This is a genomic window from Saccharothrix sp. ST-888, assembly GCF_000955975.1.
Taxonomy (GTDB): Bacteria; Actinomycetota; Actinomycetes; order Streptomycetales; family Streptomycetaceae; genus Kitasatospora.
The window spans coordinates 1-21,992 of the sequence record NZ_JYJF01000004.1 but is presented as its reverse complement, the minus strand read 5'-3'; the positions used below and the strand labels follow the sequence as shown (position 1 = coordinate 21,992).

Here is a 21,992-nt window from a genome sequence, read left to right as displayed (position 1 = left end):
CACCCGGCTTTGACCACTCGTCCGGCCGGGCGACGCAGCCGGCGGGACCGACCGAGGCGGACCAGTGCCGTGGACCCGGGTGGAACCCCGGGCGGCCGCACCGCCGAAGGCGCTCCTGGTGCGCCTGTTCAGCGGCGGAAGAGGCCGTTCAGCTCGCCGAAGCCGAGCGAGCCGTCCAGCGCCGTGTTGCTTCCCTGGCCGAGCAGTTCCACGGCGACCCGATGGGCCGCGGTGTAGGCGGACTGGGCCAGGGCCGTGCCCAGGCTGATCCGGCGCACCCCGGCCGCCGTGAGCTCGGCGACGCTCGGGCCGCCCGCAACGGCCATGGCGTTGACCGGCAGGGGCGAACGGGCGCACAGGGTGCGCAGTTCGTCGAGGTCGAGCAGCCCTGACCGGCCCCCGGCCACGGCGCAGGCCGCTCACCGGAGTCGGGCCGGCGACACCACGGGCAGGTCGGACGGCAGGCCCCACTCGCTCCAGGATCCGTCGTAGACGGCGAGGTCGCGGAATCCGGCCAGGTCGGCGGCCAGGGCCAGGACGCAGGCGGTGACCCCGGAGCCGCAGCTGAAGACCAGGCGTTCGCGCTGCCCGGCCAGCTCGGTGAAGCGGGCCCGGAGTTCGTCGGCGGGGAGCATCCGGCCGCCCTCCTGGAGGTCGCCGAACGGAAGGTTCAGCGCACCGGGCATGTGGCCGCTCCGCAGCCCGGGCCGCGGCTCCTTCGCCTGCCCGGTGAAGCGCTCCCGGGTACGGGCGTCGAGGACCGCCGTGGTGTCGTCGGACAGCGCCGCCCGCACCACCGTGCGGTCGACGATCAGGCCCTCGCGCGGTTCGGCCGCGAAGTCGCCGGGCACCGGTTCCGCCGGGGCCGCGGACTGGACGGGCAGGCCGGCGGCGATCCAGGCCGGCAGGCCGCCGTCGAGGACGGCGGCCCGGTCGAAGCCCATCGCCCGCAGCATCCACCAGGCGCGGGCGCTGGAGTAGATGCCCGCGCCGTCGTAGACCACGACGGCGCTGCGGTTGTTCACCCCGAGCGCGCGCAGCTGCCCGGTGAAGTGCTCCGTGCCGGGCATCGTGTGGGGCACGGGGCTCGCCTGGTCGGACAGCGCGCCGTCGATGTCGAACGGCCGCGCGCCCGGGATCCGCAGCTCCGCGTTGCGGTGGGCGCCCACACCTGCGTCGAGCACCATCAGATCGGGGTGGTCCAGCCGCTCCGCGAGCCAGTCGACGGTGACCAGGGGGCCGGGGACGGGCAGCGGACTCATCGCGCACCTTCGTTCTTCGGCTCCGGCGGTGTCCGGTCCGGATCCGGTCGCCCGGAGCGGTCGGCAGGCCGGTCGGCGTAGCCACGCCAAGATCGCAGCGGTCCGCGAACGTGTCAATTCCCGAACATCTGCGCGTTTCTGGCACGAATTTTCGGTACACAATGGCTGACAGCGGTAGATCCAAGCCGAAGGGCCCGTCGTGTGCACTGCGTTCGTCAGCATAGATCCGGGCTCTCCCACGCCGGTTGTCGTCCTCTCCGTACGGGACGAGTACGCCGGCCGGGACTGGCTGCCACCGGACCGGTACTGGCCGTCACGGCCCGCCCTGGTCGGCGGCCAGGATCTGCTGGCGGGCGGCAGCTGGCTCGCGCTGAATCCGGGCAGCGCCGGTGAGCCGCCCAGGATGGCCTGCCTCCTCAACGGCTTCGGTCCGGCGGCCGACCCGACGGTGCGCCTGTCGCGCGGGGACCTGCCGCTGATGGCCGTGGCCGACGGCGGCCTCGACCTGCTCGATCCGGAGCGGTACGACCCGTTCCATCTCGTCTGCGCACAGGCCGGTGAGGTCCGGGTGCTGAGCTGGTCCGGGCACGAGCTGGTGGAGCGGCTGCTGCCGCCCGGACTGCATGTCGTGGTCAACGACGGACTGGAGGGCCGGGCGGCCAACCGTACGGCCTCGGAGCGGGCCGGCGGGATGATGGCCGCGCGGGTCGCGCACTTCCGTCCCCGCCTGGCGGCCGCCGCGCGTCCGGAACCGACCGTGAGCCCGACCGGCGCCCCGACCGGTGAGGCGTGGGGCCAGTGGCTGCCGATCGCCGCCGGTGACGGACTGGACCTCGACGACCCGGCCGCCCTGATCCAGCGCCGCGACTTCGGCGACGGGCGGATCTGGGGCAGCACGTCCGTCTCGCTGGTCGCACTCGGGCCGGCCGAAGCCCGGTACGACTTCAACTCCGTACCGGGCAGCGGTGCCTGGCACCGGGTCGGCCTGGACCCCCGGACGCCGTCCACCGAGCCGGCCGAGGTCTTGACGGCCTGATCCGGCCTCAGCTCCGGGCCCGCCGGAAGGCGAACCAGATGACCACGGCGCCGAGTCCGCCCACGATCGCGCCGACCACCGAGGTCACGTGCATGGCGTGCAGGAAGCTCCGGTCGGCCGCGTCCACCAGCTGCGGGAGGCCGGCCTTCCCGGCGACCTGGCGGGTCGCCTCGGCGGACTCCTTCGCCACCGCCGCCACCGGCGCGGGGAGCGCCGCCAGCTTGGGCGCCACGTCCGCGCTGTAGGTGCTGCTCAGCAGCGAGCCCAGGACCGCGACGCCGAGCACTCCGCCGATCTGCCGCATGGAGTTGTTGACCGCCGATCCGGCGCCGGTGCGGTCCGGCGGCAGCACCGACATGACGGCCTCGGTGGTCGGCGCGACGGCGGCGCCCATCGCCAGCCCCTGCACCAGCAGCAGCAGCCAGAACCACGCCATCGCGGTGTGCAGCCCCAGCCCCAGATAGGCGAGGAAGGTCACCGCCGCGACGAGCATCGCCGCCGCCACCACCGGACCGACTCCCAGCCTGCGGACCAGCGGCGCCGAGAGGGGCGCGCCCAGCAGCACACCGACGGCCACCGGGACCAGGTTGAGACCGGCCTCGAAGGGGGTCTGCGACAGCGCCCCCTGCAGGTAGAAGGAGGTGTAGAACATCGACCCGCTGAGGCTGAAGAAGGTGAGCATCACCGCCACACTGGCGCCCGCGAACTTGCTGCTGGCGAACAGCCGGACGTCGAAGCTCGGGTTCTCCACCCGGAGTTCGACCCGGACGAAGACGGCCAGCACGACCAGGCCGCTGATGATCGTGCCGAGCACCACCGGGCTGGTCCAGTCGCTGCGGTGGCCGCCCTCGATGATGCCGTAGACGACGGCCAGCAGACCGACGGTGGACAGCAGCACGCCGAGCGGGTCGAGCTTGACCCGGTGCACGGTCCGGGCCGCCGGGAGCAGGAACAGTGCGCCGATCAGGGCGATACCGACCAGCGGCAGGTTCACCAGGAACACCGAGCCCCACCAGAACCGTTCCAGCAGCGCGCCGCCGACCAGCGGACCGGCCGCGATCGCCAGACCGCTGGCGCCGGACCAGATCGCGATGGCCAGCGGGCGCTCCCGCTCGTCGAAGACCACCGCGAGCAGGGACAGCGTGGCCGGCATGATCAGCGCGCTGCCGATGCCCATCGCACCGCGGGCGGTGATCAGTTGGGGCGCGGTGGTCGACAGCCCGGCCCAGAGCGAGGCGGCGGCGAAGACCACCATGCCGGTCAGCAGCAGCTTGCGGTGGCCGTAGCGGTCGCCGAGCGCACCGCCGGTGAACAGCATCACGGCGAAGATCAGGGTGTAGGAACTGATGCTCCACTGGAGCTGGTTGGTGGTGGCGCCGATTCCCTCGTCCGGTGAGGCCAGGGTGTTCAGGGCCACGTTCAGGATGGTGTTGTCCAGCCAGACGGTCAGCTGGGCGAGGATCAGGACACCGAGCGCGAACCACCGCCGGAGTCCCGGCGGGGCCGGGGCCTTCACCCCGTCCTGTTCCGACTCGTGCCCGGCGAGCTGCTGAACCATGGGAGTACCTCTCGGAATCGGTTCGCGGACCCGCCGCGCCGCGACCAATCGTCCTCATGCTGCCGATCGACGGTCAACGAATCCCGGCTGCTTGGCAGTTACCTGCCATTTCGGTGGGCGGCGGCCTTGGGCCCGTCTTCGAACTCCCGTCGTCCGCCCGGAGGGCGGGCCGGGCGGCGTCGGGGTGCGTGCATCGCAAGGCGGAGGATGGGGGTACCTCCCGGCCGAAGGCTGGGGGAGAGTCCATGCGGTGGGGGCACCGCCCGGCCGGAGGCTGGAGGCCATCGGCGACCGACGACAACGCGGCGAGGTACGTGCCCCGGTGTTGCCCGGCAGGCGGGAGTTTGAAGACGGGCCCTATGGCCGGGCGCTCCGCTCCGCCAGCTCGCGGAGGGTGTTCAGCTGCCGCGACATCATCAGGAGGTCGCCCCAGGGCATCGCCCGGTCCCGGATCGACCCGATCAGCCCGGTGCCGTGGCGCACCCGCATCTTGACCACCAGCCTGGTGTGGCCGGCGGCGTCCCCGGACACGGTGTAGCTGAGCGCGTAGTCGCCGAACAGCCGTCGCGCCCAGGGGGTCTCCATCACCATGGTGAGATGGCGGCCCGGCTCGAAGCAGGTGAGCTCGAAGATGGTCATGACCCGCTGCCCGCGCTCCAGCGAATCCGCCCCCGGCGTCAGCTCCTTGGGACTGCGCCGGCCGAAGTTGTCGAGGCTGTCGTAGCTGTACGGCGCGACCTTCAGCTGGCACAGCCAGCGGAAGACGGTGTCCGGATCGGCCCGTACCGTGACGGCCCGGAACCACTCCTGCACCGGCCCGGCCAGCAGACCGTCGCAGGGGTAGCCGGCCGTCAGCTCCTCGGGGCGGGTGCCCCAGACCCGTGGGTTGCGCATCGCGGCCGCTACCCCAACGCCCGCTTGAGGAAGTCGAGTACGGCGCTGCGGTACTCCTCCGGGGCGGTCTTCATCCCCTGCAGGTGCCCCGTCCCCGGGAGCACCCGCACCTCGGCCCCGGGGTAGCGGTCGGCGAGCGCGCGGACCCCCTCCACCGGGATGATGCTGTCGCTGTCGCCCGCCAGCATCAGCACCGGTGTCCGCAGGTAGGCGTCCTCGGCCGGTGGCGGCCACTCGGCGTGCAGCATCGCCGTGCCGATCGAGCCGAACACCCGGCCCAGCAGCCCCAGCGACGGCTCGGTGCGCAGCGGCGCGGGCACCGGAACCCCCTTGGCCAGGACGAAGTTCCGGAACAGCGGCGGCAGTTCGAGCGCCGGGCCACTGTCGCAGATGATCGCGTCCACCGCGCAGTCCGGGCGCCGGAGCAGATAGAGCGACGGGAAGGTGGAGAACGAGAAGCCGAAGACCGCGAACCTGGCGTCGGCGTACCCGGCCTTGCGGCGCAGGTGGTCCAGCACCGCCGCCACATCGTCGGTGTGCCGACGGCTCAGGCCCCAGGAGGCCCGGTCCGTACCGCTGCGGCCGTGGTTGCGGTGGTCGAACATGGCCACCGTGTAACCGGCCTCGTGCAGGAACTGCGCCTGGGCCAGGCTCGCCGACTTGCTCAGGCCGATTCCGTGCCCGACCACCACCACCCGGTCCGGGCCGCCGGGGCAGAGCCAGATGTGCAGGCTCCGCCCCCGGCCGGCCGGGCCGTCGTCCAGCGGGATCAGCAACTCCTCCGCATCGAGGCCGAATTGCTCGGGAGTCCGGTGGTGGGGACGGCGCGGCGGATGGAAGACGAGGTACGAGAGGAAGGCCGCGTACAGCGGGACCACCGGGACGGCCAGCGCGGCAATGGCCCTGGTCAGCGGAGTCACCCGGTGCGGGCGGGAAGCGGGCGGCGCCCCGGCCGTCCCGCCGGGGTCCACCGGGTCCTGTGCACTACCGTCCATCTGAGTCCTCCCCCGGTCACGGTGACATGTCCCCCGACCTCATTATGCATACGGCACAGCCCAGTTGGGCGTCAGCCGCAACCTCCGGCGTGCCCCGCGTCGCCGCCCGGCGCAGCCGTGGGCCGCGCCTCCGCCAGCGCGGCGGCGGGCTGCTGCCGGACTGCCGCGCTGCCGCCGTCGAGGGCGCCGTCGAGGGCGGCGGCGAAGGCGGGCAGCCGGTCGACGCCCCAGTACTTGTCGTAGCGGTCGACGAAGAACGGCACCCCGAAGACGCCGTCCCGGTCCACCGCGAGCAGCGCCTGCACGCCTCGGGCCCGCAGCTGCCGGTCGTCGGCCGCCGAGGCCAGCCGCCCGCCCGGCAGGCCGAGCTCGGCGGCCAGCTCGGCGATCACCGACCGGTCGCAGATGTCCCGGCCCTCCTCCCACCGGGCCCGGTGGGAGGCAGCGATGAACTCCGGTCCGCGGCCCGCGTCGAGGGCCGCCAGATAGGCCAGGTGCGGCACCTCCCAGCAGGGTTCGTGATCGATCGGCCAGGCCATCCGGAGCCCTCGCTCGCCCGCGAGCCGGCGGACGTCCTGGAGGATGTAGAGGTGCTTGGCCCGCGACATCGCCACGTACGGGAAGCTGCCGCCGGCCTCCGCCAGGGCCTTGGCGCTCTGCTCGTCCGGCTCGAAGAACGGCCGCCACTCCAGCCGTCCGGCCAGCTCGCCGTACCGGTCCAGGAGATCGCGGTAGGCGAGCCAGGAGTACGGGCTGCGCAGCGAGAAGTAGAAGCGCGGCGGGATCCGGCGCGAGCGGCCGCGCTTCGCCCCGCGCGGCGCCGGCACGGCGGACTCAGACAACGATGCCCCCGTCGATCTGGAAGACCGCTCCCGTCACGTATTCGGCGCCGACCAGGAACGACACCATGTCCGCGACCTCCTCGGGCCGCCCGAGCCGGCGGAGCGGGACGCTCCGGACCGCCTGCTCCCTGACCTTGTCCGAGAGGCCGGAGGTCATGTCGGTCTCGATGAAGCCGGGGGCCACCACGTTGGCCCGGATGCCGTACTGGCCGACCTCCTTGGCCAGCGCCTTGGTGAAGCCGATGATGCCCGCCTTGGAGGCGGAGTAGTTGCTCTGGGTGGGGTTGCCGTAGACCCCGGCCACCGAGGAGATGTTCACGATGCAGCCGGACTTGCGCTTCATCATCTCGAAGACCACCGAGCGGCAGACGTGGTAGGTGCCGTCCAGGTTGGTGTCCAGCACCTGGTGCCAGTCCTCGTCCTTCATCAGCAGCAGCGGCTGGTCGCGGACGATCCCGGCCGAGGTGACCACGGTGTCGATCGCACCGAGCCGGTCCTCGGCGGCCGCGACGAGCGCCCGGACCGAGGACGCCTCGGCGACGTCGGCCTGCAGGCCGACCACCCGGACGCCGAGTTCGGCCGCCTCCTTCTCCAGTTCCTGCGCGGCGTCCGGTCGTGAGCGGTAGCAGAACGCCACGTCGTGGCCGTCCCGTGCGAGGCGCAGCACGGTGGCCCGGCCGATTCCCCGGGAGCCTCCGGTGACCAGCGCCACCCTGCCTGTTGTGGCCGACATCTGTCCTTCTCCTCCGTTGGTGGCGACTCAGTTGGTGGCGACGGCTCGGTCGGTGACGACGGCCCGAGCGGCGGCGACGGCCTGGTCGGCGACGACGTGACCTGCGGCGGCCTCGGTGAGCTCGGTGGCCGGACGCATGGCCATCACCACCCGTCCCACCTCCAGGACCGGTTCGCCGTCCACCAGGGCTTCGCCTTCGAAGATCACGGTGTCGCTGAGCGCCCGGACCAGTCGGATCCGGTGCTCCAGGACGTCCCCGGGCAGGACCGGGCGGTGGAAGACCACCTCCGAGATGCTGCCGAAGAGCATCACCTGCCCGGCCAGGACATCGGGGTTGGGGGTGTCCCAGGCCGCCAGCACGCCGGCCGCCTGGCACCAGGACTCGACCAGCAGCACCGGCGGGTAGGCGTGCTGCTCATCGGTTGCCCCCGCCGAAAGCTCCCGGTACCAGGGCTCGTTGGCGGTGACGGCCTTGCGGGCGGTCAGCCGCTCGCCGGGGACCAGCTCGTCGACGCGGTCGACCAGCAGCATCGGGTAGCGGTGCGGCAGGATCCGCTTGATCCCGCTGATGGTGATCACCGGGCACTCCCTTCGGCGAAGCGGAGCCGGACCGCCGCGGCCCGGCCGCGTCCGGTGCCGGCGGTGGCCTTGCAGCGCCAGCTGCCGCCCTTGCGCTGCCAGTCCAGCTCGACCACCAGCCGGTCACCGGGGAAGACCGGACTGAGGAAGCGGGTCGACTCGATCGCCTCCAGCCGCAGGCCCGGGGCGGGTGCGGTGGCCAGGGCCCCGAGGTGGACGTACTCCACCACGCAGACCCCGGGGAAGATCGGGAAGCCCGGGTAGTGACCGGGGAAGACCTGCTCCCCCGGCTCGACCGTGACCTCGACCGCGACCAGGTCGGGGCCGTTCGCCAGCACCTTCGGCGTGCCCTGGACCGGTCCGGCCGCGCGGACCGGCATCAGGCCGCGTCCTGCAGCTTGGCGGCCAGCAGGTCGTACGCCTTCTGCAGGCAGGTGACCTCCTTCAGCTCGGACTCGCCGAGCTTGACCGAGTACTTCTTCTCCAGCACGACCATGACCTCCAGGGCCATCAGCGAGTCGACCCCGAGGTTCTCCACGAAGTCGGCCTCGTCGGTCAGTTCGGCCTCGTCCACGTCGAGGACGTCGGCGACGGTGCGGCGCAGGTCTTCCTTGTCCAGGGCGGTGGCTGCGGTCTCGGACATGTTCTCTCCCGTTGGGTGGGTGGTTCGGTGGGTGGTCAGGGGCGCAGTGCGCGCAGGTCCTGCGGGGTGTTCAGGGACACGGCCGGGGTCGGCCGGCTGATCCGGCGGGCCATTCCGGCCAGGGTCCGGCCGGGGCCGAGCTCGACCAGGCGGCCGCAGCCGAGCGGGCCGGTCAGTGCCCGGACGCTCTGCGCCCAGCGGACCGGGCTCACCAACTGGTCGAGCAGCAGAGCGGACCAGCCGTCGACGCCGGTGTGTGCGGCGGCGTCCACGTTCGCCACCACGGGCCGGTGCCCGTCGGCGAACCGGGCCTCGGACAGGGCGGGTCGGAGCAGCTCGGCGGCCGGGGCCATCAGCGGGCTGTGGAAGGCCCCGCCGACCGGGATCGAGACCGCCTTGACGCCGGGAGCCTCGACCAGGCCGGTGGCATGGCCGAGACCGGACGCGGTCCCCGAGATCACCACCTGGCCGGGCGCGTTGAGGTTGGCGACCCAGACCTCCTGGCCGGCCGCCCTGGCCTCCTCGACGGCCTTCAGCACGGTCTCCGCCTCGACCCCGAGCAGGACGCACATACTGCCCTCGCGGAGCGTCGCGGCCGCCTGCATCGCCCGGCCCCGGACGGCGACCAGCCGGGCCGCGTCCCGGTAGGACAGCGCGCCCGCCGCGACCAGCGCGGTGTACTCGCCGAGGCTGTGCCCGGCGAAGAAGCCGGGCGGCTCCTCGTCCAGGCCGAGCCCGACGTACTCCCGGTGGGCCAGCAGGGAGAGGCTGAAGACGGCGATCTGGGCCAGGTCGGTGCGGCGCAGCGACTCGTCGTCAGCCCTGAGCAGCAGCTCCTCGACGTCGGCGCCGGTCAGCTCGGACAGCTCCGGCACCAGCGACCAGCTGTCGGTGCCGCGCCAGGGTTCGCCCATGCCCGCACGCTGGGTGCCCTGCCCGGGGAAGAGCAGCGCCGTTCCGGTACTCCCGGTGGGTTCGGCGGTCACGATCGGTCTCCTCTCGTCGGCGGCGGGCGCCTCGGCACGGCCGGGGCCCGGCACGGTCAGCACAGCCGGAGTGCGGCGCAGCCGACCACGCCGTCCCGGTCGATGGAGGTGATCAGGGCGACCCCGCCCGCGGCGTCCGGCTGCCCTTCGGCGGCGGCCAGCACGGCGGCGATCTGGAACGCGGCCGCGGCGGCGTTGGTGTCCCCGATCAGCTCGGCGCACCGGACCCGCTCCGGCCGGTGGCTGCCGAACACCTCGGCCAGCGCGGCCTGTTCGGCCGTCGCGGCGTCCTGTCCGGCGTGCGAGTCGGCGAGGTATCGAAGTTCGTCCGACCGCAGGCCGGTCCTCGCCAGCAGCCGCCGGACGCAGTCGACGAGTACGGCGTACTCCGTCCCGGGCTCGTGGTAGACGCCGAACTCCAGGCCCAGCACCTGGGCCAGACCGGGCCGCCCGTGCTCGGCGGAGACCTCGTCCGACTCCAGGAGCAGGACGGCGGCGCCCTCGCCGAGGACCGCCTCGGTGCGGCCCCGGGTGTGCCACTCCAGCCAGGACCTGGCCGCGGAGAACTCCTCGACCGCGCCGAACAGCACGGTTGTGGCGTGCCCCGACTTCTTCAGCCGCATCGCGTAGTTGAGGGCGAGCAGGCCGGAGGCCCGGCCGCCCGCGATGGTGGTGTTGGGGCCCTTGAGCCGGTGCCAGATCGCGGACTGGCCGGCCGCGCAGTTCATCACCGTGTTGGGGAACCGCGCCGGGTCGACGAAGAACGGCTTCTCCTGGACCAGTGAGTCCCGGGTGAAGTCCATGATGCTCTGGGCGCTTCCGGTGTTGGTGCCCAGCACCAGGGCCGCGTCCTCGCCCACGCCCGGGATGCGCTCGCCCCGGGCGTCCTGGAGCAGCCGGCCGACGGCGGCGACCGCGAGTCCGGTCACCCGGTCCATCGACCGGGTGCCCTTGCGGCCCAGCACCTCGCGGTTGCTGAACCCCGGTACCAGGCAGGCCCGTTCGACCGGCACCTGCCAGGACTCGGGGTCGAGCGGGAGGTCGGCGGCGCGGCCCGAGCGCAGTCCGGAGGCGAAGCCGGCGGTGTCCATCCCGAACGGGGAGACCACCGACCAGGCGGAGATCAGGGGGCCGCGTGCGGCGGCGGAGGTTTCCATCGGGCTTGCTCCTTCGAGGAGTTCGGGATCCGGAGGATCACAGGAAGTAGACGCCCCGGTACGTGGACCAGTCCGGCAGCGGATCGGCGGGCCCGGCTCTGCGGACGCCGGCCCTGAGCCAGTTGGGGCCGGTCTCGAAGGCGGCCAGGTCGACCTCCTCGGCCCAGACCGTTGCCCCGTGTTCCAGCAGGCTCCGCACCGAGTCCCGTGGGGCGGGCAGGGTTTCGAGCTTCCGGCGGCCGACCGTCATGGCCGGTGCCGGACCGGGGTCGGCCGCCGCGAAGGTGACCGCCAGCCCGCGCAGCAGGATGTCCGTGCCGCCCTGCTGCCGGTTCAGTTCCCGGGCGAGGTAGAGCACGTCGGCGAACTGGGTCTCCAGCGCGCCCCGGTAGGCCCGCTCGATGATCAGTAGCCTTCTCCGGTGGTCGGCCATCTCAGCACACCCCCAGGAACAGCGCGTTGTCGACGGCGTCCAGGTGCTCGGTGAACTTGAACGGCGGGCGGAGTCTGATCTGCTCGATGTGCGGCTGGGATCCCCGCTCCTCCGTACAGAACCGGCAGGAGTACCAGGTGAGTTGCTCGGGGAAGCTGTCCAGCAGCTCCTTGGCCAGCATCGCGCTGGAGGGGTAGTCGTACTCCCAGTTCTCCAGGTTGCGCGGCTTGGAGCCGCCGAGGGACTGCTTGGTGAGTCCGGTGGCGTGGCCGCAGGTCCAGATCTGGACGGTGGCGCCGCGCTCCAGCAGCGCCTGGGCGAGCCGGACGGCGCTGGTGACCGTGTCGTTGACGTGCGGACCGCCCATCACGGCCAGGAGGACGTCCGCACGGGGGAGTTGCCGTCCCATCTCAGTGCCACACCCCCCGGACCCCGGTTTCGAGCAGTTTCGCGGCCACCCGGTCCATGTCCACCAGCTGCGCTCCGGGCAGCAGCCGCTCCCGAGCGAGCGCCCGGTGGTCCAGGGAGAAGGTGTCCACCCAGAGCTGTCCGCCGAGCTTCAGCAGGTCGTGCAGGACCGGCGCGCCGCCGGTGAGCGCGGCCGTCACGCCGTTCTCGACCAGGAACAGCGAGACCGGGCAGCCACTCTCGCGCAGCCGTACCGCGTCGGCGACGAAGCGGTCGGCACCGGGACCGCCCCAGGGGCCCTGGGACTCGATCAGCAGGTACTCATCCACGGGCGGCGGTCCTCCTCCTGTGCTCGGGGTCGGGGGTCGCGAAGGACCGGGCCAGGAAGCCGAGCAGCCGCTCCCGGTACTCCTCCCGGTCGAAGCGAATCGCGTTCATGTGCATGGCGTTGGGTGCCGTCCAGCGCTCGGCGTCCGGGTAGCGGTCCGCCACCGGGGCGATCCGGGACTCGGGGACGACCGGGTCCTGACCCCCCGCGACGAACATCAGCCGGGTCGGCACCCGGCCGAGGTCCGGCGGCCAGTCGGGCGCGGCCAGCATGCGGCCGCAGATCGCGCTGAAGCCGGCCCGGTACACCGCGAAGCCCAACCCCTCGCGGAGCTGCTCGGGCAGCGTCGACCTGCGCAGCCCGGCGTAGTGGGCCAGCCCCGCCCCGATGTCGGCCATCGGGCCGCTGTCGCAGACCACCGCCGCCACCCGGTCGTCGAGCCGTTTCAGCACGCTGAGCGCCACCCAGGTGGAGAACGAGAACGCGTACACCGCGATCTCGCCGCCGCCGAGCTCCGGGTCGGCGCGGACCCAGCGCAGCACGTCCGCGAGGTCCCCGGTGAACCGGTCCGCCATCCTCAGCCGGCGCCGGTCCCGGCCGCTCTCCCCGTGGTTGCGCAGGTCGTACGCGACCACGTGCCAGCCGGCCCGGTGCAGCAGCTCGATGTGCCCCAGGGTGCTGGACTTGGTGCGCCCCATGCCGTGGCAGAGCACCACGGTGTGCGGCCCCTGGCCCGGCACCACCCAGCCGTGCAGCGGGATCCGGTCGCGGCTGGTGGTGAGGACGAACTCGCGCAGCGGCAGGCCCTTGTTCCGCGGGGTGCGGCCGGGCTTGGCGGTCGGCGGGTGGTACAGCTCGAAGGCGTGCCGGGCCGCCAGGCCGACCGCGCTCAGCACGGCGTACGGCACGCGCAGCGGGCCGGGCAGCCGGCGGGCGGAGCCGCCCGGCTGCCGGTCGGTGGGGGCGGTGGCGGGCATCAGGTGGTCAGCGCCTCTCCGCCGTCGACGCCGATGATGTTCCCGGTGATCCACGAGGAGGAGGCGCGCGACAGCAGCACCACCGCCTCGGCGACGTCCTCGGGCCGGGTCAGCCGCCGGTGCGGGTTGTTGCGGGTGGCGAGCTCGACCAGCGTCCGGTGCTCGGGGATCCGTTCCAGCGACGGGGTGACGGTCACCCCGGCCCGCAGCGAGTTGACCGCGACCCGGCTGGGCGCCAACTCCACCGCCAGCTGGCGGACGTGCGACTCCAGCGCGCACTTGGCGGCGGAGACCGCGCCGTAGTTGGCACTGATCCGCTGGTCCCCGGCGCTGGTCATGGCGAAGATGCCGGACCCCTCGCCGAGCAGGCCGGTGCGGTGCAGGTCCTGGGTCCAGTAGACCAGGGAGTGCGCCATCACGTTGAGGGTCATGTCCATCTGACGGTTCGTCATGGCCGGTCCGCCGTCGGCCGGGAGGTACGGCAGCAGGGTGCCGAAGGCGAGCGAGTGCAGCAGGATCTTGAGCGGCCTGCCGCCGGTCAGCTCGGCGAACCGCGGGACCAGCTCGGCCCGGGTGGCCGCGGCGGCGGCGTTGGCGTTGAAGAAGTGCACCGCCACACCCGTCGCCCGCAGCTCCTCGACGGTCGCGGCGGTCTTCTCCTGCCCCTCGGCCGTGTCGAAGTGCACGCCCAGGATGTTGACCCCTTCCAGCGCCAGGGCTCTGGCGTTCGCCAGCCCGATCCCGCTGGAGGCCCCGAGAATCAGGGCCCAGGTCCCCTCAAGTGACGTCGTCATGAACTCTCTCTCCTCGTTCGTGGGCGGGCCGTCGGCCCGGCGGGGCGGTCCCGGTGGCCGGTCTCAGCCGGCCCGGCGGGCGGCCGTCGGGGTGAGCAGGGCGAGGGCCAGGTTCCCCTCGCGGGCCGCCGTGACGACCAGTACCGGTCCCGGCAGCCCGGCCAGCGCCCCGGCGACCTGGAGCAGCGGCTCCAGCGATCCCGCACCGGCCGCCACCCGGCTCGCCCCGGAGCCCAGGGCGGCGGCCACCGCGGCGGCGACCGGCGAGTCGTCGAGCACGGCGACCACCCGGCCGCCGGTGCCCGTGAACCGGCCGAGTCCGGCCGGAGCCCCCAGCCCGGCCAGGGCCCGGTCGATCAGGGCTCCGGCCCGCTCGGGCCCCTGCGGCGACGCCGCGCCGTCGGGCGCCAGGAAGAAGCTGCGCGCCCGGCAGCGGCCGTAGCCGCGCCCACCCCTGGACCGCAGGTCCGCCGCCGGTTCCAGGACCAGGGCGACGGCTCCGCGCTCGCTCTCCGCCGACCCCGGGTGGGCGGCCGGCAGCGCCTCCTCGGTGGCGCCGGCCAGCAGCCAGGACGCCCGGCCCGCCGAGACCGACCTGGCCCCGGCCTCCAGCGCCTCAAAACCGGCCACCCGGGGTGAGGTGAGGGTGAGGTTGAAGGCCTTGAGCGCGTGTTCGGTGGCCAGCCGGCTCCCGAACAGGTTGATCGAGAAGTACGGCGCCGTGGCGGGGCTCAGCGCGTTCGCGCCCTCGGCGATCACCGTGCGGTCCATCGACTCGTGCAGGGCCACGGCCGCGCTGTTGGTCCCGACCGCCGCACCGCGCCGCTGTTCGTCGGCCAGGTCCCCGTCCTGGCGGATCTCCCCGGCGTCGGCGAGCGCCTGCCTGGTCGCCGCCAGGAAGTACTGGGTGGCACCGGGCAGGTACTTGTAGCCGCGCGGGCCGAGCCGCCTGCGGTGGTCGAACCAGTCCTCCGGACCCGGGGGGCGGGGCCCTCCGGCCGCCGCCACCGGCGCGTCCGCCCACGGGGTGACCACCCCGATGCCGGAGACCACCAGGTCCACCGGAGACGTGAAGCTCTGCGACGCGGTCATACCCCGGCCTCCTGCAGGACGAGCGATACGTTGTTGCCGCCGAAGGCGTACGCGTTGACCAGGGCGAACCGTCCGGCCAGGGGCAGCGCCGCGGTCGGCAGGAAGACCTTGCACTCCGGGTCCTGCTCGCCGGTGACGACGTTCGGCGGGACGGTCCTGCGGTAGAGGATCTGTGCCGCCGCCACGGTGGCGAGCGCGGCGGCGGCGCCGCCGGTGTGCCCCAGCAGGGCCTTGAGGCTGTAGAGCGGCACCCGGTCGGGCCCGGTGTCCAGCACCGTGTTGAGCACCTGGCTCTCCACCGTGTCGTTCAGCTCGGTCCCGGTGCCGTGCGGCACCACGCAGCCGACCTCCTCGCGCCCGGCCCCGGCCTCGGCCAGCGCCTGCCGCATCGCCCGGGTGATCTGGACCCCGGTCGGCTCGGGTGCCGTCGCGTGGTGGGCGTCGCAACTCCAGCCGATACCCGCCAGCTTGGCGTAGGAGCGGGGGGCGTGCCGGGCCCGCGCGTGGGCGGCGGACTCCAGGACCATCATCCCGGCCCCCTCGCCGAACAGGGTCCCCTTGCGGTGCCGGTCGAAGGGACGGCACCGCTCGGGGTCGATCGCGCCGAGCCGGTTGAAGCAGGCCAGCGCGACCCGCGAGTACGCCTCGGCGCCACCGGCCACCACCACGTCGGCCTCGCCCGAGCGGATCAGGTCGGCGGCCAGCGAGAGCCCGAAGCCACTGGCCGCACAGGCGTTGCTGACACTGGAGTTGGCGCCCTCGGCACCGAACCAGGAGCCGACCGCCGAGGCCACCGAGAACACCGGCGACCACGGGCCCGGGCCGGGCCGGCCGGCCGTCCGCCACTCCTCGTGCAGCCCGGAGTCGCCCATCCCGGTGCCGATCACCACCGCGACCCGGTGCGGCGGCACGTCGCCCAGGCCCGCGTCGGCCACCGCCTGGGCGGCCGCCTCGACGGCGAGCCGGGAGCCCCGGCCCAGCACCAGGTCTCCGTACCGCTCGGGCCCCCGGGGCAGGTCGGCCTCGGGCACCGCGTACATCAGCGGCAGGTCCATCCGTGCGTCCGGGTCGGGGACCCGCGACGGGGCGCTCTGTGCGGCGCTCAGCCCCTGCCAGAAGGCATCGAGTCCGCTGCCCAGGTGGGAGATCACACCCAGGCCGGTGATCAGCACGTCGTTCATCGGGTCCCCCTCCGGTCGGGTCGGTCTCAGTGCGCTGCGGGCTCGCCGTTGAACGCGCGCACCACCCGGTCGTCGAAGGTGACCAGGCTCCAGTCGCGCCGGTTCTCGAACACCGCGTAGCCGTGGGTGATCCGGCCGGTGGCGGTCTGCACCAGGCGGCCGTCCCGGACCACGTAGAAGTCGGTCCTGGCGGTGTAGGTGAAGTCCTTGAAGACCTCCTCCACCGTGAACACGGTGTACAGGTCCTCCTCCATCAGCGCCTCGTCGAGGAACCGGATCCGGGAGTGCGGCACCACCGGGATCCACTTCCGGTCGTCCAGCAGCGTCTTGATCGAGATGCCCCGGTCGGCCAGGAAGAGGTCGACGACCTCCTCGACCTGCCGCAGGTAGCCCGACATCGCCAGCCGCTCGTTGAAGTGGCAGTACGGGTAGGGGATCCGCCACTTCCAGCCGAAGGCGTTCGACCCGGCCAGCAGCAGGGCCAGCACCGGGTCGGCGCCGGAGGTGCCCCGGCCCTCGGAGAGCGCGGTGTTGGCGGCCTCCGCCACCTCGGCGCCGTGGTGCTCGCCCGGCTCGGCGAGGGCGCCGATCCGCTCGACGGCGAAGCGCGCCAGCTCGGCGGGCACCGCCGCCTGCTCCAGGTAACCGTCCACCCGCAGCGCCACCTTGGCCTTCGCGGTGACGGCCTTCAGCTCCTTGCCGTCGCGCTCGACGTACAGGACGACGGTGAAGCCGAGCAGGCCGGCGTCCGCGGCCTTCGGGACCACCGCGGCCCGGGCCACGTCGTCCTGGTGGAAGGCGTGCAGGATCCGGGTGTCGAGATCGACCAGGTCGAGGCCGAGCCCGTACTCCTCGAACAGCAGGCGGCTGCCCAGGCCGGCGCCCCGGAAGTGCTCCAGGATCGCCTCCTCCACCAGGTAGTTGACGTGCTTGAAGCCGATCCAGGTGTTGATGTTGGAGCCCTCGTAGCGCGGCCGCAGCTGCACGCTGGTCTCGGTCTCCACGAGCGCCTTGACGGCCTCGGCGGTCACTGCGGGCATCAGAACTGCTCCCTTGCATGCTGGTTGGGTGTCCGGCACCCGCCGCCCGGACCCGGTCGGGTCCGGGTGGCGGCAGCGCCCAGAAAGCTGTCGGTCAGCGCGGCGAACTCGGCGGCGCGCTCGATCATGGCGAAGTGGCCGCAGCCGCCGAGGATCTTCACGGTGGCGTCCGGGAGTGCCGCGCCCAGCGCCTCGCTGTCGGAGGGGAAGGCCGCGAAGTCGTCCTCCCCGCCGATCACCAGGCAGGGCCCGGCGAGGCGCCGGGTGTCCAGGTACGGCGTCCGCAGATAGGTGTCGAAGAAGCCGGTCCACCCGTAGGGTCCGATCCGCTCCCGCACCTTGAGCGCCATCTCCTGGCGGAGCTCTCCGACGATCCGGCCGCCGGAGCGCACCCGCAGACCGTCGGCCAGGATCCGGTCGAACCCGTTCAGGTAGTAGGAGATCGTCTCCCAGTCGAACTGCCCGGGGTCGGCCCGGTAGAACGGCGAGACCAGGACGACCCCGCGCAGCCGGTGCCAGCTGAACGCGTCCACCCCGGCCGGCGCCAGGTCGGCCGCCGGCATGCCCTGCCCGTCGAGCAGGGCGAGCAGCGCGGCGGCGCCGAAGGAGTGCGCCACCACCACGTCCGGGCCGCCGGGCACCTGGGCCATCGCCCGGGCGGTCCAGTGCGCCGGCGGGTGCCGCGACCAGTCCGGTACCGCCTCGGCGCGCCACGGCAGTTCGGCGGCCCACAGTTCATGGCCGTGGCCGGCCAGGCCGAGGTAGTCGTCCCAGACGTTGGCGCCGCCGGCCAGTCCGTGCAGCAGCAGCACCCGCAGGGGTGCGTCGCCGTGCCCGGCCCGCCGCAGCCGCACCGTCACCGGGGCGGGGCCGGCGGTCATCCGGCGGCCCCGACCGGGGTGAGCAGGAACCCGGCGACCGCGTCGTCCCGGTCGGTGCCGGAGGTGACCAGCACCGGGCGCCGCCCGTCCGCCCCGTTCGCGGCGAACCAGCCGGTGGCGGCGGCGCACTGGAGCACCCCGAGGGCGCCCGAGGACCGGCCGAACACCTCGCTGAGGTCGCTGCGCGGTACGTCGGCGGCGAGCCGGCCGGTCGAGGGGCCGCCCTCCGGGACGAACCAGGCGACGGGCGCCTCGCCGGACCCGTCGAGCAGGCGGTCCAGGCAGCGCTCCTCCCCGGCCCCTCTGGCATACCGGCCGAGGACGGCGGTGCCGACGGCCCCGCGCGCCTCGGCGGCCTCGGCCCGCTCCAGCACCAGGGCCACCGCCCCGTCCAGGAGTTGCTCCTCCGGCGCGCCCGACAGGCCGCTCACCCAGCGGTTCCTGGTCTCGACGCCGACCACCAGGATCCGCTCCGCGCGACCGGCGGCGACCATGGCCGCACCCCAGTACACCGCGTCCAGGCCGGAGGTGGCGCCGTTGCAGACCATCAGGTTCGGCCCGCGCAGCCCGTACCTGATCGCCACCGAGGAGGCGATCACATTGCTGGAGGCGTTCGGCAGGCCCATCGGGCTGATGCCGTTGACGCCGAGCTCCCTGATCTCGTCCGCGACGCCGCAGACGGTGTCCAGATTACCCAGGTTGGAGCTCACCACCACGCCTACCGATCCGCCGGGGACGGTGAGTTCGTCCGCCAGCAGCCCGGCCGCGCGCAGCCCGTCCCGGGCGGCGCAGAGCGCGAGCTGGGAGGCCCGGTCCTTGTACCGCAGTCCGCGCCTGCCGAGCACGGCCGCCGGGTCCACCGCGGGCTCGCCCGCGGTCGGCGCGGACCGCAGCAGGTCCGCCGGACGGCTCGCCCCCGGGAGCGCGAGTCCGACCCCGGTCACCAGGATTCCCGTCGGGTTCACTGGTCCGCCCTCTCCACCACGGCGACCGCGTTGACGCCGCCGAATCCGAACGCGTCCACCTGGGCGAGCCTCAGCTCGGCCAGGGCCGAAGTGCCCTGCACGAAGCGGAAGTCCGCGGCCTCGGCCACCGGGGTCCGCAGGCCGACCGTCGGCGGCACCCGGCCGGACTCCAGTGAGCGCAGGGCGACGATCAGGCTCAGCAGCCCCGAGCCGCCGGAGGTGTGCCCGGTCATCGACTTCACCGCGGTCATCAGCGGGCTGCCCGTGTGCGGACCGAAGACCCGGCCGATCGCCGTGGCCTCGGCCTCGTCGTTGAGCAGCGTCCCGGTGCCGTGCAGCAGGACCAGGTCGATGTCCTCGGGTTTGACACCCGCGAGCCGGTGCGCGCCCCGGACCGCCTCCGCGACGCCGTCCGGGTCGGGCGCGGTCACGTGGTACGCGTCGCAGTTGACGTGCACCGAGCGCAGCCGGCCGCGGACCCGGCCACCGGGCCGGGCGCCGTCCCGGCGCAGGACCACCGCGGCGGCCCCGTCGCCCATCAGGACGCCCTTGCGGTCGCGGTCGAACGGCCGTACCCGGTCCGGCGGTTCCATGTGCACCCGGTCGAGCAGGCCGTACATGCTCTCGGTGAGCGTGTCGACCCCGGCGACGATGACCGCGTCCGCGCCGTGGGCCGCCAGCAGGTCGCTGCCCAGCGCCAGGGCGTAGAGCGAGGCCGAGCAGGCGTTGGAGAAGGTGTACGTGCGCACCGCGCCGAAGCGCGCCCGCAGCGCCGTCCCGAAGTGCAGGGCGGCCAGGTCGAATTCGGCCCCGTCCCGCCACTTCAGCTCGGCCGAGCGCAGTTCCCGCAGTCCGGTGCCGATCAGGATCGGCACCTCGGCCAGGTCCTCGCCGAGACCGGCGTCCCTGGCCGCCTCCTCGATCGCCCGGACCAGCCAGCGGGTGGCCCGGCCCGGCACGTCCCCGCCGCCGGCCGGGCGGTCGTCGATCTCGTACGCGTGCTGCGCCCGGAACCGGCTGCGGTCGAAGCCCCGGAGCTCGGCCCGGCCCGAACGGCCCGCGCAGAGCGCGTCGAAGACCTCGTCCACCCCCTCGCCCATACTGGTGACGGCACCCAGGCCGACCACCGCCTGGCTCAGCGTGCCCGGCTCCACCGGGAGGGCCGCCGTCACGGGCGGGCCGCCTGGTACTTGCCGAAGATCACGACCGAGTTGTTGCCGCCGAACGCCAGGCCGTTGTTCTGCACCACCCGCAGGTCGGCCTCGATGGCCCGGTTCGGCACGCAGTCGACGTTGCACTCGGGGTCCGTCGCCACGTGGTTGATGGTCGGCGGGATGAACCCCTCGGTGATGGCCAGCGCACAGGCGATGGACGCCAGCGCGCTCGCCGCCCCCATGCTGTGGCCGATCATCGACTTGATCGAGACGGTCCTGGGGGTCCGGTCGCCGAACACCTGGCGGATCGCCCGTGCCTCGGTGACGTCGTTGGCCTTGGTCCCGGTGCCGTGCGCGGAGATGAAGTCCACCTCCTCGGGCTTCACGCCCGCGCCGTCGAGCGCCCGCTGCATGCACTGCGCCACGCTGTCCTGGTTCGGCGCGACCGGGTGGTACGCATCGCAGTTGAGCCCGTAGCCGAGCACCTCGGCGTAGATGTGCGCGCCCCGCGAGAGCGCGGACTCCAGGCTCTCCAGCAGCAGTACCCCGGCGCCCTCGCCGGTGAGGATGCCCTTGCGGTCGATGTCGAAGGGCTGGCAGCGCTCGGGGGCGATGGTGCCCAGCCGGTAGAAGCCGGTGAAGGTCTTCCGGCACAGCGCGTCGGCGCCGCCGCAGAGGGCGAACTCCACCTCGCCGGAGCGGATGGCGTCGTACCCGTAGCCGATGGCGTAGTTGCCCGCCGCGCACGCGGTGGGCAGCGTCACCGCCTCGACCTGGCTGAGCCTGAACTCGCGGGCCACGGCGGCGGAGAGCCGGCCGGCCGGCACCCGCGCGGCGACCGTCCGGTCCATCCGCTCGGGGCCCTCCCTGACCTCGGTCTCCACCAGCTGGTCCAGGTCCCGCGACTCGCCGTCGGTGGTGCCGATCGAGATCAGGCAGCGGCGGGTGCGCAGGTCCTCCTCCGCCAGATCGGCGTCGGCGACCGCCATCCGGGAGGCCGCCACCGAGAACTGGCTGGCCCTGCCGAGCTCGTCGACGTCGAAGTTCCGGATCCACTCCCCCGGCTCGAAGTCGACGATCTCGCAGCCGTTGGCGTGCTCGAAGCCCTCGGTGTCGAACGCGGTGATCGGCTTGGCGGCGCTGCGTCCCGACCGGAGCCCGGCCAGGAACTCGGCGGTGCCGAGGCCGATACTGGAAACCGCGCCGAGCCCGGTTATGACAACCCTGTTTGCCGGTACATCAGACATGTTCACCCCCGATATCTGGCGGGCCGGAATCCGACGGTGGACTAATTCCATCCGGCCGACTCGGCGACCACCTCGTACACGCCGTCGAGATTCACCATCCGGCCGAGCTCGGACTGGTTGATGACGATCCCGAACGTCTTCTCCAGGGAGGCCAGGATCTCGATCGCACGCAGCGAGTCGGCGTCGTGCTCCTCCTTGAAACGGCTGGTCTGCGTCACCTCGTCCGGGTCGATCTCGAGGATGTCGCAGACAATCTCCTTGATGGTCTCCCGGCGTTCTGCGGTGGTGGCCGCCATGGTGGGCCTCACTCTCTCTCGGACAGCTTGGAGAAGGACCGGTCGACTTGCCGAAGTCCTCTGCGGTGCTCATCACGTTATTCAGACCGGACACGGGAGGACAATCGGTCCGGCAACTTGATGCCAACCACTTCCGGGCTTCACCCGGCGTTCAATTCGGCTGGCAATTTCCTGACAGCCGACGGCCGGCGGGACGGATGGCCCACGGGCCTACGCGGCCCGCCGCCAGCTGACCGGCGAGGTGTAGTCGGCCGGGCGCCAGCTGTGCAGCCGCACCACGACGGCGGCGGTGGCCCGGGCGGCGGCCGCGCGGGCCAGCAGGACGGCGGTGAGGGCGGCGAGCTCCTCGTCGGTGAGGGAGCCGCGGACGACGGTGAGGGTGGTGGCTGCGGTCATGCTCTGCTCCTCGGTCACATCGGTGGGTTGCCGTGCTTGCGGCTGGGCAGGTCGGCGTGCTTGGTGCGGAGCATGGCGAGGGAGGAGGCGAGGACCTGCCGGGTCTCGGCGGGGT

General features: G+C 73.2%; 27 protein-coding genes. 1 reads left to right on the top strand and 26 read right to left on the bottom strand.

Features of this window, described 5'->3' with window-relative positions:
- Positions 1-128: 128 nt before the first annotated feature.
- Together UK12_RS03480 and UK12_RS03475 are read right to left on the bottom strand one after the other, a co-directional pair.
- The gene (locus UK12_RS03480) at positions 129-407 is read right to left on the bottom strand and encodes an isocitrate lyase/phosphoenolpyruvate mutase family protein (RefSeq protein WP_052681462.1); all 279 of its coding nucleotides are present in this window, start codon (positions 405-407) and stop codon (positions 129-131) included.
- 12 nt (positions 408-419) lie between these two features.
- Positions 420-1,262: a sulfurtransferase gene (locus UK12_RS03475; RefSeq protein WP_045299330.1), complete on the bottom strand. Its 843-nt coding sequence runs from the start codon at positions 1,260-1,262 to the stop codon at positions 420-422.
- A 199-nt stretch (positions 1,263-1,461) separates the two neighbouring features.
- Between UK12_RS03475 and UK12_RS03470 the strand changes: the two genes are divergently transcribed.
- A complete protein-coding gene (locus UK12_RS03470; protein ID WP_045299328.1) occupies positions 1,462-2,298 on the top strand; it encodes an NRDE family protein in 837 nt (278 codons plus the stop codon).
- A 7-nt stretch (positions 2,299-2,305) separates the two neighbouring features.
- On the opposite strand, the gene UK12_RS03465 is transcribed toward UK12_RS03470, so the two are convergent.
- The 24 genes from UK12_RS03465 to UK12_RS03350 all read right to left on the bottom strand — a co-directional run bounded on the left by UK12_RS03465 (position 2,306) and on the right by UK12_RS03350 (position 21,877).
- Entirely contained in the window at positions 2,306-3,856 is a 1,551-nt protein-coding gene (locus tag UK12_RS03465) for a DHA2 family efflux MFS transporter permease subunit (RefSeq protein ID WP_045299326.1), read from the bottom strand.
- A gap of 357 nt (positions 3,857-4,213) precedes the next feature.
- On the bottom strand, positions 4,214-4,750 hold the full coding sequence (locus UK12_RS03460; RefSeq protein ID WP_045299324.1) for a hypothetical protein: 537 nt from the start codon (positions 4,748-4,750) through the stop codon (positions 4,214-4,216).
- Positions 4,751-4,758: 8 nt separating this feature from the next.
- The gene (locus UK12_RS03455) at positions 4,759-5,745 is read right to left on the bottom strand and encodes an alpha/beta hydrolase (RefSeq protein WP_082119260.1); all 987 of its coding nucleotides are present in this window, start codon (positions 5,743-5,745) and stop codon (positions 4,759-4,761) included.
- A 71-nt stretch (positions 5,746-5,816) separates the two neighbouring features.
- A complete protein-coding gene (locus tag UK12_RS03450; protein WP_231591022.1) occupies positions 5,817-6,587 on the bottom strand; it encodes a 2-hydroxychromene-2-carboxylate isomerase in 771 nt (256 codons plus the stop codon).
- On the bottom strand, positions 6,580-7,320 hold the full coding sequence (fabG, locus tag UK12_RS03445; RefSeq protein WP_045299322.1) for a 3-oxoacyl-[acyl-carrier-protein] reductase: 741 nt from the start codon (positions 7,318-7,320) through the stop codon (positions 6,580-6,582). The genes UK12_RS03450 and fabG overlap by 8 nt, the downstream gene beginning before the upstream one ends.
- Positions 7,321-7,347: 27 nt before the next feature.
- The gene (locus UK12_RS03440) at positions 7,348-7,899 is read right to left on the bottom strand and encodes a 3-hydroxyacyl-ACP dehydratase FabZ family protein (RefSeq protein ID WP_231591021.1); all 552 of its coding nucleotides are present in this window, start codon (positions 7,897-7,899) and stop codon (positions 7,348-7,350) included.
- A complete protein-coding gene (locus tag UK12_RS03435; RefSeq protein WP_045299320.1) occupies positions 7,896-8,279 on the bottom strand; it encodes a 3-hydroxyacyl-ACP dehydratase FabZ family protein in 384 nt (127 codons plus the stop codon). Before UK12_RS03435 ends, UK12_RS03440 begins: the two co-directional genes overlap by 4 nt.
- Positions 8,279-8,542: an acyl carrier protein gene (locus UK12_RS03430; RefSeq protein ID WP_045299318.1), complete on the bottom strand. Its 264-nt coding sequence runs from the start codon at positions 8,540-8,542 to the stop codon at positions 8,279-8,281. Before UK12_RS03430 ends, UK12_RS03435 begins: the two co-directional genes overlap by 1 nt.
- A gap of 35 nt (positions 8,543-8,577) precedes the next feature.
- Positions 8,578-9,528, bottom strand: coding sequence for an ACP S-malonyltransferase (locus UK12_RS03425; RefSeq protein WP_197084519.1), 951 nt, complete (start codon positions 9,526-9,528; stop codon positions 8,578-8,580).
- 56 nt (positions 9,529-9,584) lie between these two features.
- The gene (locus UK12_RS03420) at positions 9,585-10,685 is read right to left on the bottom strand and encodes a beta-ketoacyl synthase N-terminal-like domain-containing protein (protein WP_045299317.1); all 1,101 of its coding nucleotides are present in this window, start codon (positions 10,683-10,685) and stop codon (positions 9,585-9,587) included.
- A 37-nt stretch (positions 10,686-10,722) separates the two neighbouring features.
- A complete protein-coding gene (locus tag UK12_RS03415) occupies positions 10,723-11,118 on the bottom strand; it encodes a hypothetical protein (RefSeq protein WP_045299316.1) in 396 nt (131 codons plus the stop codon).
- Between the two features lies 1 nt (position 11,119).
- Positions 11,120-11,527, bottom strand: a complete 408-nt coding sequence (locus UK12_RS03410; protein ID WP_045299315.1) for a hypothetical protein — start codon at positions 11,525-11,527, stop codon at positions 11,120-11,122.
- A gap of 1 nt (position 11,528) precedes the next feature.
- Positions 11,529-11,855, bottom strand: a complete 327-nt coding sequence (locus UK12_RS03405; protein ID WP_045299314.1) for a hypothetical protein — start codon at positions 11,853-11,855, stop codon at positions 11,529-11,531.
- On the bottom strand, positions 11,848-12,831 hold the full coding sequence (locus UK12_RS03400; RefSeq protein ID WP_045299313.1) for an alpha/beta hydrolase: 984 nt from the start codon (positions 12,829-12,831) through the stop codon (positions 11,848-11,850). The genes UK12_RS03405 and UK12_RS03400 overlap by 8 nt, the downstream gene beginning before the upstream one ends.
- Positions 12,831-13,625 (bottom strand): SDR family oxidoreductase, encoded by a 795-nt coding sequence (locus tag UK12_RS03395; RefSeq protein ID WP_045299312.1) that lies wholly within the window; start codon positions 13,623-13,625, stop codon positions 12,831-12,833. The genes UK12_RS03400 and UK12_RS03395 overlap by 1 nt, the downstream gene beginning before the upstream one ends.
- A 63-nt stretch (positions 13,626-13,688) precedes the next feature.
- Positions 13,689-14,717 carry a beta-ketoacyl synthase N-terminal-like domain-containing protein gene (locus tag UK12_RS03390; RefSeq protein WP_156178513.1) on the bottom strand — a complete coding sequence of 343 codons (1,029 nt, stop codon included), beginning with the start codon at positions 14,715-14,717 and terminating at the stop codon, positions 13,689-13,691.
- Complete coding sequence (locus tag UK12_RS03385) at positions 14,714-15,898, bottom strand: beta-ketoacyl-[acyl-carrier-protein] synthase family protein (protein WP_045299311.1); 1,185 nt, start codon at positions 15,896-15,898, stop codon at positions 14,714-14,716. Before UK12_RS03385 ends, UK12_RS03390 begins: the two co-directional genes overlap by 4 nt.
- A 26-nt stretch (positions 15,899-15,924) precedes the next feature.
- Positions 15,925-16,938 carry a thioesterase family protein gene (locus tag UK12_RS03380; protein WP_045299310.1) on the bottom strand — a complete coding sequence of 338 codons (1,014 nt, stop codon included), beginning with the start codon at positions 16,936-16,938 and terminating at the stop codon, positions 15,925-15,927.
- A complete protein-coding gene (locus UK12_RS03375) occupies positions 16,938-17,819 on the bottom strand; it encodes an alpha/beta fold hydrolase (protein WP_052681459.1) in 882 nt (293 codons plus the stop codon). Before UK12_RS03375 ends, UK12_RS03380 begins: the two co-directional genes overlap by 1 nt.
- Complete coding sequence (locus tag UK12_RS03370; RefSeq protein WP_045299308.1) at positions 17,816-18,784, bottom strand: beta-ketoacyl synthase N-terminal-like domain-containing protein; 969 nt, start codon at positions 18,782-18,784, stop codon at positions 17,816-17,818. The genes UK12_RS03375 and UK12_RS03370 overlap by 4 nt, the downstream gene beginning before the upstream one ends.
- Complete coding sequence (locus UK12_RS03365; RefSeq protein WP_231591020.1) at positions 18,781-19,956, bottom strand: beta-ketoacyl synthase N-terminal-like domain-containing protein; 1,176 nt, start codon at positions 19,954-19,956, stop codon at positions 18,781-18,783. Before UK12_RS03365 ends, UK12_RS03370 begins: the two co-directional genes overlap by 4 nt.
- Complete coding sequence (locus UK12_RS03360) at positions 19,953-21,185, bottom strand: beta-ketoacyl-[acyl-carrier-protein] synthase family protein (RefSeq protein ID WP_156178512.1); 1,233 nt, start codon at positions 21,183-21,185, stop codon at positions 19,953-19,955. Before UK12_RS03360 ends, UK12_RS03365 begins: the two co-directional genes overlap by 4 nt.
- 41 nt (positions 21,186-21,226) lie before the next feature.
- Positions 21,227-21,481 carry an acyl carrier protein gene (locus tag UK12_RS03355; RefSeq protein WP_045299306.1) on the bottom strand — a complete coding sequence of 85 codons (255 nt, stop codon included), beginning with the start codon at positions 21,479-21,481 and terminating at the stop codon, positions 21,227-21,229.
- A 210-nt stretch (positions 21,482-21,691) separates the two neighbouring features.
- Complete coding sequence (locus tag UK12_RS03350; protein ID WP_045299304.1) at positions 21,692-21,877, bottom strand: acyl-CoA carboxylase epsilon subunit; 186 nt, start codon at positions 21,875-21,877, stop codon at positions 21,692-21,694.
- Positions 21,878-21,992 lie beyond the last annotated feature (115 nt).